The following is a 14,764-nucleotide window of genomic DNA, read 5'->3' on the forward strand; positions in this document are numbered from 1 at the left end:
GTTGCACAAGTCACCTGTGCGGCCAGCTGTCGGTGCCGGATTATCGACCCGGCTGCTGGCGGCGTCGCTGCATCGACCGACGACGTTTGCACAGAGACGCTGCGGCCCATCGTCGTCGGGCGCAGTCGCGTGCGTGGGCAGTTATCCGCGAAGGCCCCCGACCCCGCTGAGTTCGGCACCAAGTGTGGTCCTCTTGAGGTCGGGATATGCGCGCGCCGCGTAATACCACACCAATGCAGGCAAGTCGGCGACCCGCACAACCAGGCTCTCAAATGGCGACAGCGATATCGCAACCATGTGCCCTTCGGCCCGGTCAACCTCGGTTGGCGCAATCAGCACTACCCCTCGCAGGGTGGGCCGTGCTATCGCGGGTGAGAAGAAAGGCGAGACGATGCCCTTCAATAGCCTCAGCTCGGATTCAGGGCAGTAATCCGCCGGATTGATCCGGCAATCTTTCACGGCACGTTTGGCAAGTCCCAATTCCGCTGCGACGCGGTGTAATAACCGGCGATTGATGGTGAAGTCGCCCGCCCCGGTGAACAGAAAATGCTGGTTATCCAGCCGCACCGTCATCGTCTTGTTGACCAGTAGCACGCTGCCGTCGAGCCCACCTGCTATCAGGGTCTGCTTAGTGCTGGCTTTCACGGAGGGCGGATGGCGAATAATCGTGTGGAAAATACCCAGTCTGGAAATGAGGAGATGCAGGAGCTCGATCGCGGGACAGGAAAGAGTCGCGACATCGAGCAGATTTTCACGCCGCTTCAGTTGGGTCGTCGCCACGGCGTCGGGCAGCCTCGCCCAAACCTCCTCAATCGGCGGCAGCGTCGCAATACGACGTTCGATCGTGGTGAACGACCACGATGGTAGCCCGCTTACGGCGAGCATCGTGGCCGTGGTGGTGCCGCTGTCCCGGGGACGGCCCGGCGATCCGCCGGGCCGCGACGATGCTCGCAGATATAGATTCCCATTGCGCTCATTTCTTCGATCGTGTCAATTCTAGGGTCGCGGCCCCGGCCTCCGCGCTGAATCGGCGAAGTAACTAGCGTCCGCGGCCGATCGGACGGGCGCAGGCAGTTCCCGGTGCCCACCGAGTACGGCACCGTCACGGCCGCTGACGGAATCGCGGCGGCTATACCAGTCGCCGCCGCAGTGCCGACGGCTGTGGGATCGCCGCCGCGACTGCCGTGACTCGATCCCTGCCCAGGCATTGCAGCCGTTAGGGTAGTGCCCGTGACTCACTATGACGTCGTCGTCCTCGGGGCCGGTCCGGGCGGATATGTGGCCGCCATTCGTTGCGCACAGCTCGGTCTCAACACCGCAATCGTCGAACCCAAGTATTGGGGCGGCGTTTGCCTCAACGTCGGCTGCATCCCGTCCAAGGCGTTGCTGCGCAACGCCGAACTCGTGCACATCTTCACCAAGGACGCCAAGACGTTTGGCATCAGCGGCGAGGCCACGTTCGACTACGGCGTCGCCTTCGACCGCAGCCGGAAGGTGGCCGAGGGCCGCGTTGCCGGCGTGCATTTCTTGATGAAGAAGAACAAGATCACCGAGATCCATGGCTACGGCAGGTTCACCGACGCCAATACGCTCTCGGTTGAACTGAACGACGGCGGTACCGACACGGTGACCTTCGACAACGCCATCATCGCCACCGGCAGCAGTACCCGGCTGGTGCCCGGCACGTCGCTGTCGGCCAACGTGGTGACCTACGAGGAACAGATCCTGTCCCGCGAGTTGCCGAAGTCGATCATCATCGCCGGAGCCGGAGCCATCGGCATGGAGTTCGGCTATGTGCTCAAGAACTACGGCGTCGATGTGACCATCGTCGAATTCTTGCCGCGGGCACTGCCCAACGAAGACGCCGAGGTGTCCAAGGAGATCGAGAAACAGTTCAAGAAGCTGGGCGTCAAAATTCTCACCGGAACCAAGTGCGAGTCGATCTCCGACAACGGCTCCGAGGTTGTCGTGGTGGTGAGCAAGGACGGCAAATCCGAGGAACTCAAGGCCGATAAGGTGTTGCAGGCCATCGGTTTTGCGCCCAACGTCGACGGCTACGGGCTGGACAAGGCCGGGGTCGCGCTGACCGACCGCAAGGCCATCGGCATCGGCGAGTACATGCAGACCAGCGTTTCACACATCTACGCCATCGGTGATGTCACCGGGCAGTTGATGCTGGCCCATGTCGCCGAGGCCATGGGCGTTGTGGCGGCCGAAACCATCGCCGGCGCAGAGACTTTGGCGCTGGGCGACTACCGGATGTTGCCTCGTGCGACGTTCTGCCAGCCCCAGGTCGCCAGCTTCGGGCTCACCGAGCAGCAGGCGCGCGACGAGGGTTACGACGTTGTGGTGGCGAAATTCCCGTTCACCGCCAACGGCAAGGCCCACGGCCTGGGCGACCCCAGCGGTTTCGTCAAACTGGTGGCCGACGCCAAACATGGCGAGCTGCTGGGTGGGCACCTGATCGGCCACGACGTGTCCGAGCTGTTGCCCGAGCTCACCCTGGCGCAGAAGTGGGATTTGACGGCCACCGAGCTGGCCCGCAACGTCCACACACACCCGACCATGTCGGAGGCGTTGCAGGAGTGCTTCCATGGCCTAACCGGGCACATGATCAACTTCTGAGTCACCCGATGATTCGCACCGAGACTCTCCTGGGCGCCATCGGTGGTGTGGCCACCGGCTATGTGCTGTGGCTGGTTGCCATTTCGATCGGCGAAGACCTCACCACGGTGAGCAGCTGGAGCGTGGCGGTGCTGATGCTGTCGGGTGTGCTAGCCGTCTGCGCCGCGCTGGGCGGTTTGCTGCTGCGCTGGCGCAGCAACCACCTGGGGGCGGCCTTCGTGTTCGGCCTGCCGATTCTGCCCGTGGTGCTGACGTTGGCCGTGCTGGCCGACATCTACCTCTAAACCGCTAGCGCGGGTTGTCCAACGGAATGTTGAGCGCCGTTATTGTCGCCGCGAGCCCGTCGTATTGGGTTGCGAGCATGCAGAATTCGATCAGCTGACGCTGTTTGAGGTGGGTCGCCAGCTGCTGCCAGGTTTCGGTGGTGATCGACCGGTCTCTGATCAACTCGTCGGTCGCCGTCAACAACGCCTGCTGCCGCGCGCTGAGTACCTTTCGGGGCCCGTCGCCCCCCGGAGCGTCCGGCCAGGCGAAGATCGTGGCCTGGGTCTGCGCATCCAGACCCGCGTCGCGCGCCATCCGGCGATGGTGCTGCAACTCGTATTCGCACGATCGCAAATGCGCCACCCGCAGAATCACCAGCTCGGTGTCGATGCGGGGCAGCCGTCCGCGCAGCAGCCGGCCGCCGTAGATCAGCCAGGCCCAGAACAGTGACTGGCGGTAGCCCAGCGTGGTGAACAGGTGCATCTCCGGCGCTCGGACCGCACGGGCTCCCAGCTTTGCGAGGACCCAGTTCACCGGTCCCAGCTGGCGCAACCGGCCCGACGGAATGCGCGCGACCTGGTCCCCGGTCATGGCTGCTTGACCAGGTAGGGCGACACCGTACTGCGATGCTCGTTTAGGTCGAGTGCGCGGCCCAGCGCGGGAAAGGCCCGCTGCGGGCAATTGTCGCGTTCGCATACCCGGCAACCCGCGCCGATCGGTGTTGCGGTGATGTTCGGATCCCCGGACAAGTCGAGTCCTTCCGAGTAGACGAGTCGGTGCGCGTGGCGAAGTTCGCAACCCAGTCCGATCGCGAAGGTTTTACCGGGCTGACCATACCGGGCGGCCCGTCGTTCCACGGTGCGGGCCACCCACATGTAGTTGCGCCCGTCGGGCATCTGGGCGATCTGCACCTGGATCTTGCCCGGATTGGCGAACGTCTCGTAAACGTTCCACAAAGGACAGGTGCCCCCGCTGGAGGAGAAGTGAAAACCCGTGGCGGACTGGCGTTTCGACATGTTTCCGGCCCGGTCGACGCGGATGAAGGAAAATGGCACGCCGCGCATCGACGGCCGTTGCAGCGTCGACAGCCGGTGTGCGATGGTCTCGTAGCTCACCGAGTAGAACGCCGACAGGCGCTCGACGTCGTAGCGGAAATTCTCGGCGACATCGTGGAATTGGCGGTAGGGCAGCACCGCGGCCGCCGCGAAGTAATTCGCCAGCCCCAGCCGGGCCAGCGTGTGCGACTCGTCGCTGGTGAACTTGCCCTCTTCGACCAGGGAGTCGATGAGGTCGCCGAATTCGAGGTAGGCCAACTCTGCGGCCATCTTGAACAACTGCTGGCCAGGCGCGAGGTGGTTGCTGATTTCCAGCGTCTTGGACGTGGGGTCGTAGCGGTGCAGTACGCCGTCGCCGAGATCGATCCGCTTGTTGATATGCACGCCGTGGACCTCGGCGAGGCGGCGCGTCAACTCGCGGCTCAGATCGCCGTGGTGCATCCGCATCTGGACCGTCAGGTCCTCGGCGGCCGTGTCCAGTTCGTGCAGATAATTCTGGCGCTGATAGAAGTAGTCGCGCACTTCTTCGTGCGGCATGGTGATCGACCCGGTGCCGCTGCCGTCGGAGAACCGCTCCTCGGTGGCGGCGGCCAGCTGGGCGGTGGTGATGCGGTAACGCCGGTGCAAGTTGACCATCGCCCGCGCCAGGGTGGGGTGTGCACCGACCACTTCGGCGACCTCGGTCGGGTCCACGTCGATGTCCAGGTCACGGTCCAGGGTGACCTCCCGCAACTCGGCGACCAGCCGGGTGTCGTCCTGGGAGGCGAAGAAGGTCGCGTCCACCCCGAACACCTCGGTGATCCGGAGCAGCACCGCCACCGTCAGCGGACGGACGTCGTGCTCGATCTGGTTGAGGTAGCTCGGTGAGATCTCGAGCATCTGGGCCAGCGCCGCCTGGCTGAACCCGCGCTCACTGCGCAGCTGGCGGACCCGGGAGCCGACGAACGTCTTGGACACTTCAATGAGCGTACCGGCTGTGCGAAGCCATGTTTCGCAGAGTTCGCATCTCGGCGCCGAACGGCGTTCCGATTGGTGTTTTCAACGCGTCGTTGGCATGATTCGCATCAGCCTCTCAGGGTAAACCTGGGGTTCGCACAAGGAGGGAACGGGGAGTAGAGCCGTGAGCCTGGACAAAGAATTGATGCCGGTGCCGGACGGTCACCCCAGCGTGTTCGATCGCGAGTGGCCATTGCGTGTCGGCGACATCGACCGCACCGGCAGGTTGCGGTTGGACGCGGCGTGCCGGCATATCCAGGACATCGGCCAGGACCAGTTGCGCGAGATGGGTTTCGAGGAGACCCACCCGTTGTGGATAGTCCGGCGCACCATGGTGGACATGATCCGGCCGATCGAGTTCCAGGACATGCTGCGGTGTCGGCGCTGGTGTTCGGGAACCTCCAACCGGTGGTGTGAAATGCGCGTTCGTATCGACGGGCGCAAGGGCGGGCTGATCGAGTCCGAGGCGTTCTGGATCCACGTCAACCGGGAAACCGAGATGCCGGCGCGCATCGCCGACGACTTCCTGGCGGGCCTGCACAAGACCACCTCCGTTGACCGGCTGCGGTGGAAGGGCTACCTCAAGCCCGGCGGCCGCGATGACGCCACCGAAATCCACGAGTTTCCGGTCCGGGTCACCGACATCGACTTGTTCGACCACATGAACAACTCGGTGTACTGGAGCGTGATCGAGGACTACCTGGCCGGTCACACCGAGCTGATGCAAGGCCCGCTACGGGTGACCATCGAGCACGAGGCGCCGGTGGCACTGGGCGACAAACTGGAGATCATCTCGCACGTTCATCCGCCCGGTTCGACCGAGCAATTCGGCTCCGGCCTGGCCGACCGGACTGTTACAACGCTCACATATGCGGTTGGCGACGAGACCAAAGCCGTTGCGGCCATCTTCGCCCGCTAAGGCCGGCCCGTTACCGCAAATCCACCTGCTGACCTGCGGCTTTGCCGTTACTGACGGGTAATTTCTGTAACGGTTCAGTTCAACTGCAACTTTGCAAAATTAGCAAAATCGCCGAAAGTCGTTGCTGAACTTGGCAAATGAAATGGATGGACCTGGTTAGCTGGCTGTGTCATGGTCGAATTAGCACACCAGTGAAGTTGAGCCCTCCGCACCGTCGGGGTCGCGCTGTGGTCTCAGCAGTCCAGCAAATTAAGTGACCGTTAGGAGCAGTCCAATGTCTGTGGTTGGCACCCCGAAGAGCGCTGAGCAGATCCAGCACGACTGGGACCACAACCCCCGGTGGCAGGGCATCACCCGCACCTACACCCCCCAGGAGGTCGTCGCACTGCAAGGCCACGTCGTCGAGGAGCACACCCTCGCCCGGCGCGGCGCCGAGGTGCTCTGGGAGCAGCTGCACGAGATGGACTTCGTCAACGCGCTGGGCGCGCTGACCGGCAACATGGCCGTCCAGCAAGTGCGCGCCGGCCTGAAGGCCATCTATTTGTCGGGCTGGCAGGTCGCCGGCGACGCCAATCTGTCGGGCCACACCTACCCCGACCAGAGCCTGTACCCGGCCAACTCGGTGCCGCAGGTCGTCCGCCGCATCAACAACGCGCTGCTGCGCGCCGACGAGATCGCCAAGGTCGAAAACGACCGTTCCGTGGACAACTGGCTGGTGCCGATCGTCGCCGACGGTGAGGCCGGCTTCGGCGGTGCGCTCAACGTCTACGAGCTGCAAAAGGCCATGATCGCCGCGGGTGTCGCCGGCAGCCACTGGGAGGACCAGCTGGCCTCGGAGAAGAAGTGCGGACACCTCGGTGGCAAGGTACTAATCCCCACCCAGCAGCACATCCGGACGCTGACCTCGGCGCGGCTGGCGGCCGACGTCGCCGGTGTCCCTACGGTCGTCATCGCCCGCACCGACGCCGAGGCAGCCACGCTGATCACCTCCGACGTCGACGAGCGCGACCGCCCGTTCATCACCGGTGAGCGCACCGCCGAGGGCTTCTACCGGATCAAGAACGGTCTGGAGCCCTGCATCGCCCGTGCCAAGGCTTACGCGCCGTTCTCCGACCTGATCTGGATGGAGACCGGTACTCCCGACCTGGAGTTGGCCAAGAAGTTCGCCGAGGGTGTCAAGTCGGAGTACCCCGACCAGATGCTGGCCTACAACTGCTCGCCGTCGTTCAACTGGCGCAAGCACCTCGACGACGCCACCATCGCCAAGTTCCAGAAGGAGCTGGGTGCCATGGGCTTCAAGTTCCAGTTCATCACGCTGGCCGGCTTCCACGCGCTCAACTACTCGATGTTCGACCTGGCCTACGGCTACGCCCGCAACCAGATGAGCGCGTATGTCGAGCTGCAGGAGCGCGAGTTCGCCGCCGAGGAGCGCGGGTACACCGCTACCAAGCACCAGCGCGAGGTCGGTGCCGGCTACTTCGACCGGATCGCGACCACGGTGGACCCGACGTCGTCGACCACGGCTCTGGCCGGTTCGACCGAAGAGGGCCAGTTTCACTGACGAGGAGCGGGGTGCAGCCCGCGACGAGGAAGTGCAACCGAAGGCTCGGGTCACTGACCGCTGGCCGAGCAGACGCAGAGTCGCATGTCTAGCCCACAGTTGATGCGAGTCTGCGTCTGCTCGCGGGAGAAGTTGACAGCATAGGTCCCGCCCAGTCAACCTGGGCGGGGCCTATTGCGGTGCAAGGCAATACGATTCGAAAGAGAGAACAGTGAGTGACGCAGCGATCCAGCGGGTAGGGGTGGTCGGGGCCGGGCAGATGGGGTCCGGCATCGCCGAGGTCTCGGTACGCGCAGGCGTCGACGTGACGGTGTTCGAGACGACCGAAGCGCTAGTCACAGCGGGGCGCAACCGCATCGTGAAGTCGCTGGAGCGAGGCGTCAGCGCGGGCAAGGTGACCGAGCGTGAGCGGGACCGTGCGCTGGGCAACTTGACCTTCACCACCGACATGAATGACCTGGCCGACCGGCAGCTGGTAATCGAGGCGGTGGTCGAGGACGAGTCCGTCAAGGCCGCGATCTTCGCCGAACTCGACAGCGTGGTCACCGATCCCGCCGCGGTGCTGGCCTCCAACACCTCCAGTATCCCGGTCATGAGGATCGCCGCGGCCACGAAGAACCCGCAGCGAGTGTTGGGTCTGCATTTCTTCAATCCGGTCCCGGTGCTGCCGCTGGTCGAATTGGTCACCACACTGGTCACCGACGAGGCCGCCGCCGCGCGCACCGAGGAGTTTGCCGGCACCGTCCTGGGTAAGCAGGTGGTGCGCTGCTCCGACCGATCCGGGTTCGTGGTGAACGCACTTCTGGTGCCGTATCTCTTGGCGGCGATCCGGATGGTCGAAGCCGGGTTCGCCACGGTCGAAGACGTCGACAAGGCCGTCGTTGCCGGGCTGTCCCACCCGATGGGGCCATTGCGCCTATCCGACCTCGTCGGTCTGGACACGCTCAAGCTGATCGCCGACAAGATGTTCGAGGAGTTCAAGGAGTCGCTGTACGGGCCGCCGCCGCTATTGCTGCGGATGGTCGAGGCAGGCCAACTGGGCAAGAAATCCGGCCGGGGTTTCTACACCTATTGACCGCCCGGCACCGGCACCCCGGTGCCGGGCAACGACGCGACGCTACTTTTCCAACGTGAACTGGTCGACGTCGGTGTAGCCCTCACGGAACAGTTTTGCGCAGCCCGTGAGGTACTTCATGTAGCGGTCGTAGACCTTCTCAGACTGGATCGCGATCGCCTTTTCCCGGTTGGCTTCCAACGCGGCGGCCCAGGTGTCCAGTGTCTTTGCGTAATGCAGCTGCAACGACTGCACCCGAGTGAGCTTGAAACCGGCCGTGGTGGCGTGCTCTTCGACGGTTGGGATGGTTGGCAGCCAGCCGCCGGGAAAGATCTCGGCCAGGATGAATTGCGTGAAGTGCACGATTTCGTGGGTCAGGGTCAGTCCCCGTGCCCGGGCGTCTTTGAAGGTGGGGCGAGCGATGGTGTGCAGCAGCATCACGCCGTCGCCGGGCAGTACGTCGTAGGCCATCTTGAAGAAGCGCGGATAGCGCTGACGGCCGAAGTGTTCGAAGGCGCCGATCGACACGATCCGGTCGACCGGCTCGTGGAATTTCTCCCACCCTTCCAGCAACACCTGCCTGGTGCGGGGGGTGTCCATGTTGGCGAACATCTGCTGGACGTGGGCCGCCTGATTCTCCGATAACGTCAGGCCCACGACGTTGACGTCATATTTTTCGATGGCGCGCCGCATGGTGGCCCCCCAGCCGCAGCCGATGTCCAGCAACGTCATCCCGGGCTCGAGCTTGAGCTTTCCCAGCGCCAGGTCGATTTTTGCCAGCTGCGCCTCTTCCAGCGTCATGTCGTCGCGCTCGAAGTATGCACAACTGTAGGTCTGGGTGGGGTCCAGGAACAGCCGGAAGAAATCATCGGACAGGTCGTAATGGGCTTGGACGTTCCCGAAATGCGGCGTGAGCTGCACGGACATAGCGGTCGGGCCTTTCTGCTTCGCAGGGCTTGGCTCAGCGCACCCTGGTCTCCCCCCCCGGGATGCCCCTCAAGCATGTTAGCCGTTTCGAACAGCCTGCGACGGTCACGGCAGCCGCCCGTGGGTCCGGACCGGCGCCACGGGCCACGCTCGCTCTTCCCGGGTGCCTATTCCACCGGTTGCCGTGGCGGCACGATCGGCGACGGATGCGGCTGCTCGCGGAACTTTTCCAGCGACCCGCCGGCCTCCACGATCCCGCACAGCGCACTCCAGCTCAGCATCGTCAGATAGTCGATCAGCTCATCACTGGTCATCCGCGGGGCCGACATCCAGGAGTGGGTGGCCAGCTGGACTCCGCCGACGATCAGGTACGCCCAGGGTTCCACCCCGCCGGTGTCCATCCCCACCTCTTGCATGCGGCGGCGCAGCATCACCGCGATCATGCGGGCAATGATCCGTTCGGAGTCCGCGATCACCTTGCTCTTGCTGGCCGAGCTGTTGGCCATCACGAACCGGTACGGCTCGGGCTCGGACGCCACCGTTTCCACATAAACCCGGATGACTTCACGGGTCAGCTCGTAGCCATCGAGGTTCGACGACAGCGCGCCAGCCATGTTGGGAATCAATGTGGTTTGCGCGAACCGCATCATCACTGCGGTCGTCAGGTCATTCTTGTCGACGAAATAGCGGTAGAGGACGGTCTTGGAGACGCCGATTTCCGCCGCAATCTCGTCCATGCTCAGGGATTGCCCGCGGACGCGAATGGCCTCAATGGTGCCGTCGACGAGTTCGTTGCGCCGCTCCACCTTGTGCTGGTGCCAGCGCCGCTTGCGACCATCCGTTTTGCCCGTCACGGCCGGGATATGCTCTGTCACTCTCCGCCGATTCCCATTCACTAGACGCAGTCGATACTACGGCGTGCGGGGTCTCACATGGCTCATCGGCTACCCATGCGTGCAGCCCCACAGGGTGCGTCAGGCCGATTGGTCGCCGCGATAGCGGATGATGGTGTGGTGGCACACAGAGTCGACGCGTCGGGCTCGCCGCCGAGGCTCGACGTGAGCACGCCCACCTCCGGGGTGCGCCGGCCGTCCCTGGCGGAGTCCTTCGCGGGCGCCGATCCGCAGGCGGACGCCGAGCGGAGGGTGGCGCTGCGCCGAATGAAATTGGTGGCGCTGAGTTTCCTGCTCGGCGCCACGGTCGTCTTTCTCGCCTGCAGGTGGGCGCAGGCGGACGGCGCCGCGCCGACGTGGGTTGGCTACGTCGGTGCGGCCGCGGAGGCCGGCATGGTGGGCGCGCTGGCCGACTGGTTCGCGGTCACCGCGCTGTTCAAGCATCCGCTGGGCATTCCGATCCCGCACACCGCAATCATCAAGCGCAAGAAAGACCAGTTGGGGGAGGGTCTGGGCACTTTTGTCCGCGAGAACTTCCTGTCCGGGCCGGTGGTGGAGACCAAACTGCGCGACGCACAAGTGCCCAGCCGGCTGGGCAAGTGGCTATCGGAGCCCGACCACGCGCGTCGGGTGGCCGCCGAGACCGCCACGGTGTTGCGGGTATTGGTGGAGTTGCTCGACGACGATGAGATTCACCAGTTGATCGACCGGATGATCATGCGTCGCATCGCCGAGCCGCAGTGGGGTCCGCCGGTGGGACGGATGTTGCAAACGGTGCTGACCGAGAATCGCCAAGAGGCACTGATTCAGCTGCTGGCCGACCGCGCGTTTCAATGGTCGCTCAATGCCGAGATGGTCATTCAGCGAGTGGTGGAGCGCGATTCGCCGACGTGGTCGCCGCGGTTCATCGACCATCTGGTCGGCGACCGCATCCATCGCGAATTGTTGGACTTCACCGACAAGGTCCGTCGCAATCCCGATCATGAGCTGCGCCGTTCGGCGACGCGTTTCCTGTTCGAGTTCGCCGACGACTTGCAGCACGACCCGGCCACCATTGCGCGTGCCGATGCGGTCAAAGAACAACTGATGGCGCGCGACGAGGTCGCCAACGCCGCCGCGACGGCGTGGAAGACGCTCAAGCGGCTGGTCCTCGAGGGTGTCGACGACCCGTCCAGCAGCTTGCGCACCCGGATCACCGACACGGTGATCCGGATCGGGGAATCACTGCGCGACGATGCCGCGCTGCGCGACAACGTCGACAATTGGATGGTTCGGGCCGCCCAACACCTGGTTTCGCAGTATGGGGTAGAGATCACAGCCATCATTACCGACACCATCGAACGCTGGGACGCGGAGGAAGCCAGTCGGCGAATCGAATTGCATGTGGGCCGCGACCTGCAATTCATTCGGATCAATGGGACCGTGGTAGGCGCATTGGCGGGGCTGAGCATCTATGCCGTCGCCCAGGTCTTCTTCTAGGGTGCTAACAAGCGCTTGCAAAAGCAAGCACCTGTCCGTACCCTGGTGGCGTCAAGATCAGCAGCATTACGTCAAGACGTAAGGAGTGCGCCAATGCCGCCGGAGGAGAAATTCGGCGCCAAGGTGTCCAGCGTGACTTCCAGGGCGTCCGACATCGGCAGCTTCATCAGGACGCAACGCGAAACGGCGCAGGTTTCGATGCGCCAGCTTGCCGAACGGTCCGGGGTCAGCAACCCCTACCTCAGCCAGGTCGAGCGTGGCCTGCGTAAGCCGTCGGCCGACGTCCTGGCCCAGATCGCCAAGGCGTTGCGGGTTTCCGCCGAGGTCCTGTACGTGCGCGCCGGGATCCTCGAACCCAGCGAGACCAGCCAGGTCCGGGACGCCATCATCACCGACACGGCAATCACCGAGCGTCAGAAGCAGATCCTGCTGGATATCTACGCGTCCTTCACCCAGCAGAACGAAGCCGCCCGGGAGGAGTGTCCGAGCTCACCCGAGATTGACGATTGATCACCAGTCGGCCGTCGGATGTGACGTCGCTGAGGTCTAGACCGACGGCCTTCGGGCAACCCGACAAGGAGGGGGACCGGCCCGGATCATTACGAACTCGACTATCCACCGACCCGACAAATCAGGAGGTTTCCAGCAAGTCGCGTGTGAAGTCAATCCGCGGGTCTTGACTACTCCCCCAAGGGAGCCGACGCTTGCTCCAACTTCATATCACGATGCAATAACGCCAATAGCAATACAATTTATGAAAGGAAACACCATGGCTGAAAACCCGAACATCGAGGACCTGCGGGCTCCGTTGCTCGCCGCGCTTGGTGCCGCCGACCTGGCTCTGGCCACCGTCAACGACTTGATCGCCAACTTGCGCGAGCGTGCCGAGGAAACCCGCACCGACACCCGTACCCGCGTTGAGGCCCGCGTCGAGGAGAGCCGCGCTCGCCTGACCAAGCTGCAAGAGGACCTCCCCGAGCAGTTCAGCGAACTCCGTGAGCGTTTCACCGCCGATGAGCTGCGCAAGGCTGCCGAGGGCTACCTCGAGGCTGCCACCAACCGGTACAACGAACTGGTCCAGCGCGGTGAGGCCGCCCTGGAGCGCCTGCGTAGCCAGCCGGTCTTCGAAGACGCGTCGGCGCGTGCCGAGGGCTATGTCGACCAAGCTGTCGAGCTGACCCAGGAGGCGCTGGGCACCGTCGCGTCGCAGACCCGCGCCGTCGGTGAGCGTGCCGCCAAGCTCGTCGGTATCGAGCTGCCGAAGAAGGCGGAGTCCGGTAAGAAGGATGTGGCCAAGAAGGCGCCGGCGCCCGCCAAGAAGGCCGCCCCGGCCAAGAAGGCGCCTGCCAAGAAGGCTCCGGCCAAGAAGGTCACCCAAAAATAAGCTGGCCCGGTAACTCGGACCACTCGACTCCGAGTCGCCCTGTGGGGCGACTCGGAGTCGACGTTTTTTGTGGGCCGAGTCGCCTGTGGACTGGGCCGGTCGCCCCACGGGGCGACTCGGAGTCGACGTTTTGGGCGGTGCCCGCATAGTCTTTAAGCGTGAGCCACCTTGTGGGTACCGTCATGTTGGTCTTGCAGATCGCCGTGTTGGTCACGGCGGTGTATGCGTTTGTGCATGCGGCGCTGCAGCGGCCGGACGCCTATACCGCTGCTGACAAGCTGACCAAGCCGGTGTGGTTGGTGATCCTGGGCGCGGCGGTGGCGCTCACGTCCATCCTCGGGTTCGTCTTTGGGGTGCTCGGGATGGCTATCGCCGCCTGCGCGGCCGGCGTGTATCTGGTGGACGTGCGGCCCAAGCTGCTGGAAATCCAGGGCAAGTCGCGCTAGCCGGATGAAAGCCTTGCTGGCGGCGCCGGCTGCGGTGCTTGCCGGCCTGCTGTGCACTATCCCCGGCGCTATCCCCGGCCCATTCACCGCCCAAGGCGGCCCCGGTAGCGGCGCGGTTGACCAACCTGACCCGGCGTTTTCACCGCCGTTCATCGACCACACCCACTGGTCATATTCGGGGCGTCTGAGCAGCCTGCGGGTCTACCCGACGCCATCTGGTCGCGCGGCGTCCCGCAATCCCGGCACCGCCGCCGCTGACGAAGCATGGGCCGAGGTACTCGCCCTCACCCCCGAGGCCGATATGCCCGGCATGCGGGCACAGTTCGACTGCCACTGGCAACTGGCGGAGGCCGCCGAACCCGGGAAGGTCAGCTGGAACCTCGAGCCGTGGCGGCCGGTCGTCGACGACACCGACATGCTTGCATCCGGGTGCAACCCAGGCGCTCCCGAAGAGCAGTTTTGATGCCCATCCAGCAGACCAGGCGACAGGTGGCGGCATTGGTCGACCACACCCTGCTCAAGCCCGAAGCCACCGCTGCCGATGTGGCGGGGCTGGTCGGCGAAGCTGCCGAGCTGGGCGTCTACGCAGTATGCGTCTCGCCGTCGATGGTGTCGGCCGCATGCAGCGCCGCGGCAGCTGGTGGCCTGCGGGTTGCGGCGGTGGCGGGTTTCCCGTCGGGCAAGCATGTCCCTGCGGTCAAGGCACAAGAGGCGGCGCAGGCCGTCGCGTGCGGGGCAGATGAGATCGACATGGTGATCGACATCGGCGCCGCGCTCGCCGGCGACCTGGATGCCGTGCGGTCGGACATCGCGGCGGTGCGTACCGCAACAGCCGGGGCGGTGCTGAAGGTCATCGTCGAGTCGTCGGTGCTGTTGGGCCGCGCGGGGGAGCATCTGCTGACGGCGGTGTGTCGCGTCGCCGAAGGCGCCGGCGCTGACTTCGTCAAGACCTCAACGGGGTTTCATCCCGCGGGTGGGGCGACCGTCGATGCCGTCGCGCTGATGGCCGACGCCGTCGGCGGGCGGCTGGGGGTCAAGGCCAGTGGCGGCATCCGCACCGCCGCCGAGGCCGTCGCCATGCTGCGCGCAGGTGCCACCCGACTGGGCCTGTCCGGCACCCGTTCGGTTCTCGAGGGGCTCGCCCCCGACTGACCGGCGTCG

General features: G+C 64.6%; 16 protein-coding genes. 11 read left to right on the plus strand and 5 right to left on the minus strand.

Features of this window, described 5'->3' with window-relative positions; all coding sequences use genetic code 11:
• Positions 1-141: 141 nt before the first annotated feature.
• Positions 142-885, minus strand: coding sequence for a hypothetical protein (locus EET13_RS03555; protein ID WP_122441000.1), 744 nt, complete (start codon positions 883-885; stop codon positions 142-144).
• A gap of 345 nt (positions 886-1,230) precedes the next feature.
• Here EET13_RS03555 and lpdA point away from each other — a divergent pair, with 345 nt between their 5' ends.
• Both lpdA and EET13_RS03565 read left to right on the plus strand, forming a co-directional pair.
• Complete coding sequence (gene lpdA / locus EET13_RS03560; RefSeq protein WP_122441001.1) at positions 1,231-2,625, plus strand: dihydrolipoyl dehydrogenase; 1,395 nt, start codon at positions 1,231-1,233, stop codon at positions 2,623-2,625.
• A gap of 8 nt (positions 2,626-2,633) precedes the next feature.
• Entirely contained in the window at positions 2,634-2,909 is a 276-nt protein-coding gene (locus tag EET13_RS03565; RefSeq protein ID WP_122441002.1) for a hypothetical protein, read from the plus strand.
• A 4-nt stretch (positions 2,910-2,913) separates the two neighbouring features.
• Here EET13_RS03565 and EET13_RS03570 read toward each other — a convergent pair whose 3' ends face one another.
• Positions 2,914-3,480 carry a carboxymuconolactone decarboxylase family protein gene (locus tag EET13_RS03570; RefSeq protein ID WP_122441003.1) on the minus strand — a complete coding sequence of 189 codons (567 nt, stop codon included), beginning with the start codon at positions 3,478-3,480 and terminating at the stop codon, positions 2,914-2,916.
• Positions 3,477-4,901, minus strand: coding sequence for an acetate metabolism transcriptional regulator RamB (gene ramB, locus EET13_RS03575; RefSeq protein ID WP_122441004.1), 1,425 nt, complete (start codon positions 4,899-4,901; stop codon positions 3,477-3,479). Before ramB ends, EET13_RS03570 begins: the two co-directional genes overlap by 4 nt.
• A gap of 163 nt (positions 4,902-5,064) precedes the next feature.
• On the opposite strand from ramB, the gene EET13_RS03580 reads away from it, so the two are divergent.
• The 3 genes from EET13_RS03580 to EET13_RS03590 all read left to right on the plus strand — a co-directional run bounded on the left by EET13_RS03580 (position 5,065) and on the right by EET13_RS03590 (position 8,495).
• Positions 5,065-5,859, plus strand: coding sequence for an acyl-[acyl-carrier-protein] thioesterase (locus tag EET13_RS03580; RefSeq protein ID WP_122441005.1), 795 nt, complete (start codon positions 5,065-5,067; stop codon positions 5,857-5,859).
• Between the two features lie 274 nt (positions 5,860-6,133).
• Complete coding sequence (gene aceA / locus EET13_RS03585; RefSeq protein ID WP_122441006.1) at positions 6,134-7,420, plus strand: isocitrate lyase; 1,287 nt, start codon at positions 6,134-6,136, stop codon at positions 7,418-7,420.
• Between the two features lie 211 nt (positions 7,421-7,631).
• Positions 7,632-8,495, plus strand: coding sequence for a 3-hydroxybutyryl-CoA dehydrogenase (locus tag EET13_RS03590; RefSeq protein WP_122441007.1), 864 nt, complete (start codon positions 7,632-7,634; stop codon positions 8,493-8,495).
• Positions 8,496-8,537: 42 nt separating this feature from the next.
• On the opposite strand, the gene pcaA is transcribed toward EET13_RS03590, so the two are convergent.
• Both pcaA and EET13_RS03600 read right to left on the minus strand, forming a co-directional pair.
• The gene (gene pcaA, locus EET13_RS03595; RefSeq protein WP_122441008.1) at positions 8,538-9,401 is read right to left on the minus strand and encodes a cyclopropane mycolic acid synthase PcaA; all 864 of its coding nucleotides are present in this window, start codon (positions 9,399-9,401) and stop codon (positions 8,538-8,540) included.
• Positions 9,402-9,568: 167 nt separating this feature from the next.
• Positions 9,569-10,276 carry a TetR/AcrR family transcriptional regulator gene (locus EET13_RS03600; protein ID WP_122441009.1) on the minus strand — a complete coding sequence of 236 codons (708 nt, stop codon included), beginning with the start codon at positions 10,274-10,276 and terminating at the stop codon, positions 9,569-9,571.
• A gap of 135 nt (positions 10,277-10,411) precedes the next feature.
• On the opposite strand from EET13_RS03600, the gene EET13_RS03605 reads away from it, so the two are divergent.
• The 6 genes from EET13_RS03605 to deoC all read left to right on the plus strand — a co-directional run bounded on the left by EET13_RS03605 (position 10,412) and on the right by deoC (position 14,755).
• Positions 10,412-11,773 carry a DUF445 domain-containing protein gene (locus EET13_RS03605; RefSeq protein WP_122441010.1) on the plus strand — a complete coding sequence of 454 codons (1,362 nt, stop codon included), beginning with the start codon at positions 10,412-10,414 and terminating at the stop codon, positions 11,771-11,773.
• Between the two features lie 93 nt (positions 11,774-11,866).
• Positions 11,867-12,283, plus strand: a complete 417-nt coding sequence (locus tag EET13_RS03610) for a helix-turn-helix domain-containing protein (protein ID WP_122441011.1) — start codon at positions 11,867-11,869, stop codon at positions 12,281-12,283.
• Between the two features lie 259 nt (positions 12,284-12,542).
• The gene (locus tag EET13_RS03615; protein WP_122441027.1) at positions 12,543-13,157 is read left to right on the plus strand and encodes a heparin-binding hemagglutinin; all 615 of its coding nucleotides are present in this window, start codon (positions 12,543-12,545) and stop codon (positions 13,155-13,157) included.
• 158 nt (positions 13,158-13,315) lie between these two features.
• Complete coding sequence (locus EET13_RS03620) at positions 13,316-13,603, plus strand: DUF2516 family protein (protein WP_023370391.1); 288 nt, start codon at positions 13,316-13,318, stop codon at positions 13,601-13,603.
• 4 nt (positions 13,604-13,607) lie between these two features.
• Positions 13,608-14,066, plus strand: coding sequence for a DUF2599 domain-containing protein (locus EET13_RS03625; protein ID WP_122441012.1), 459 nt, complete (start codon positions 13,608-13,610; stop codon positions 14,064-14,066).
• On the plus strand, positions 14,066-14,755 hold the full coding sequence (gene deoC, locus EET13_RS03630) for a deoxyribose-phosphate aldolase (protein WP_122441013.1): 690 nt from the start codon (positions 14,066-14,068) through the stop codon (positions 14,753-14,755). Before EET13_RS03625 ends, deoC begins: the two co-directional genes overlap by 1 nt.
• Positions 14,756-14,764: the final 9 nt, after the last annotated feature.

The organism is Mycobacterium attenuatum, from assembly GCF_900566085.1.
Classification (GTDB): Bacteria; Actinomycetota; Actinomycetes; order Mycobacteriales; family Mycobacteriaceae; genus Mycobacterium; species Mycobacterium attenuatum.

What these genes read in the sequence shown, in the direction of transcription:
- EET13_RS03555 (WP_122441000.1), bottom strand. Translation starts at nt 885, where the DNA reads ATGCTCGCCGTAAGCGGGCTACCATCGTGGTCGTTCACCACGATCGAA.
- EET13_RS03565 (WP_122441002.1), top strand. Translation starts at nt 2,634, where the DNA reads ATGATTCGCACCGAGACTCTCCTGGGCGCCATCGGTGGTGTGGCCACC.
- EET13_RS03570 (WP_122441003.1), bottom strand. Translation starts at nt 3,480, where the DNA reads ATGACCGGGGACCAGGTCGCGCGCATTCCGTCGGGCCGGTTGCGCCAG.
- aceA (WP_122441006.1), top strand. Translation starts at nt 6,134, where the DNA reads ATGTCTGTGGTTGGCACCCCGAAGAGCGCTGAGCAGATCCAGCACGAC.
- pcaA (WP_122441008.1), bottom strand. Translation starts at nt 9,401, where the DNA reads ATGTCCGTGCAGCTCACGCCGCATTTCGGGAACGTCCAAGCCCATTAC.
- EET13_RS03610 (WP_122441011.1), top strand. Translation starts at nt 11,867, where the DNA reads ATGCCGCCGGAGGAGAAATTCGGCGCCAAGGTGTCCAGCGTGACTTCC.
- EET13_RS03615 (WP_122441027.1), top strand. Translation starts at nt 12,543, where the DNA reads ATGGCTGAAAACCCGAACATCGAGGACCTGCGGGCTCCGTTGCTCGCC.
- EET13_RS03625 (WP_122441012.1), top strand. Translation starts at nt 13,608, where the DNA reads ATGAAAGCCTTGCTGGCGGCGCCGGCTGCGGTGCTTGCCGGCCTGCTG.
- deoC (WP_122441013.1), top strand. Translation starts at nt 14,066, where the DNA reads ATGCCCATCCAGCAGACCAGGCGACAGGTGGCGGCATTGGTCGACCAC.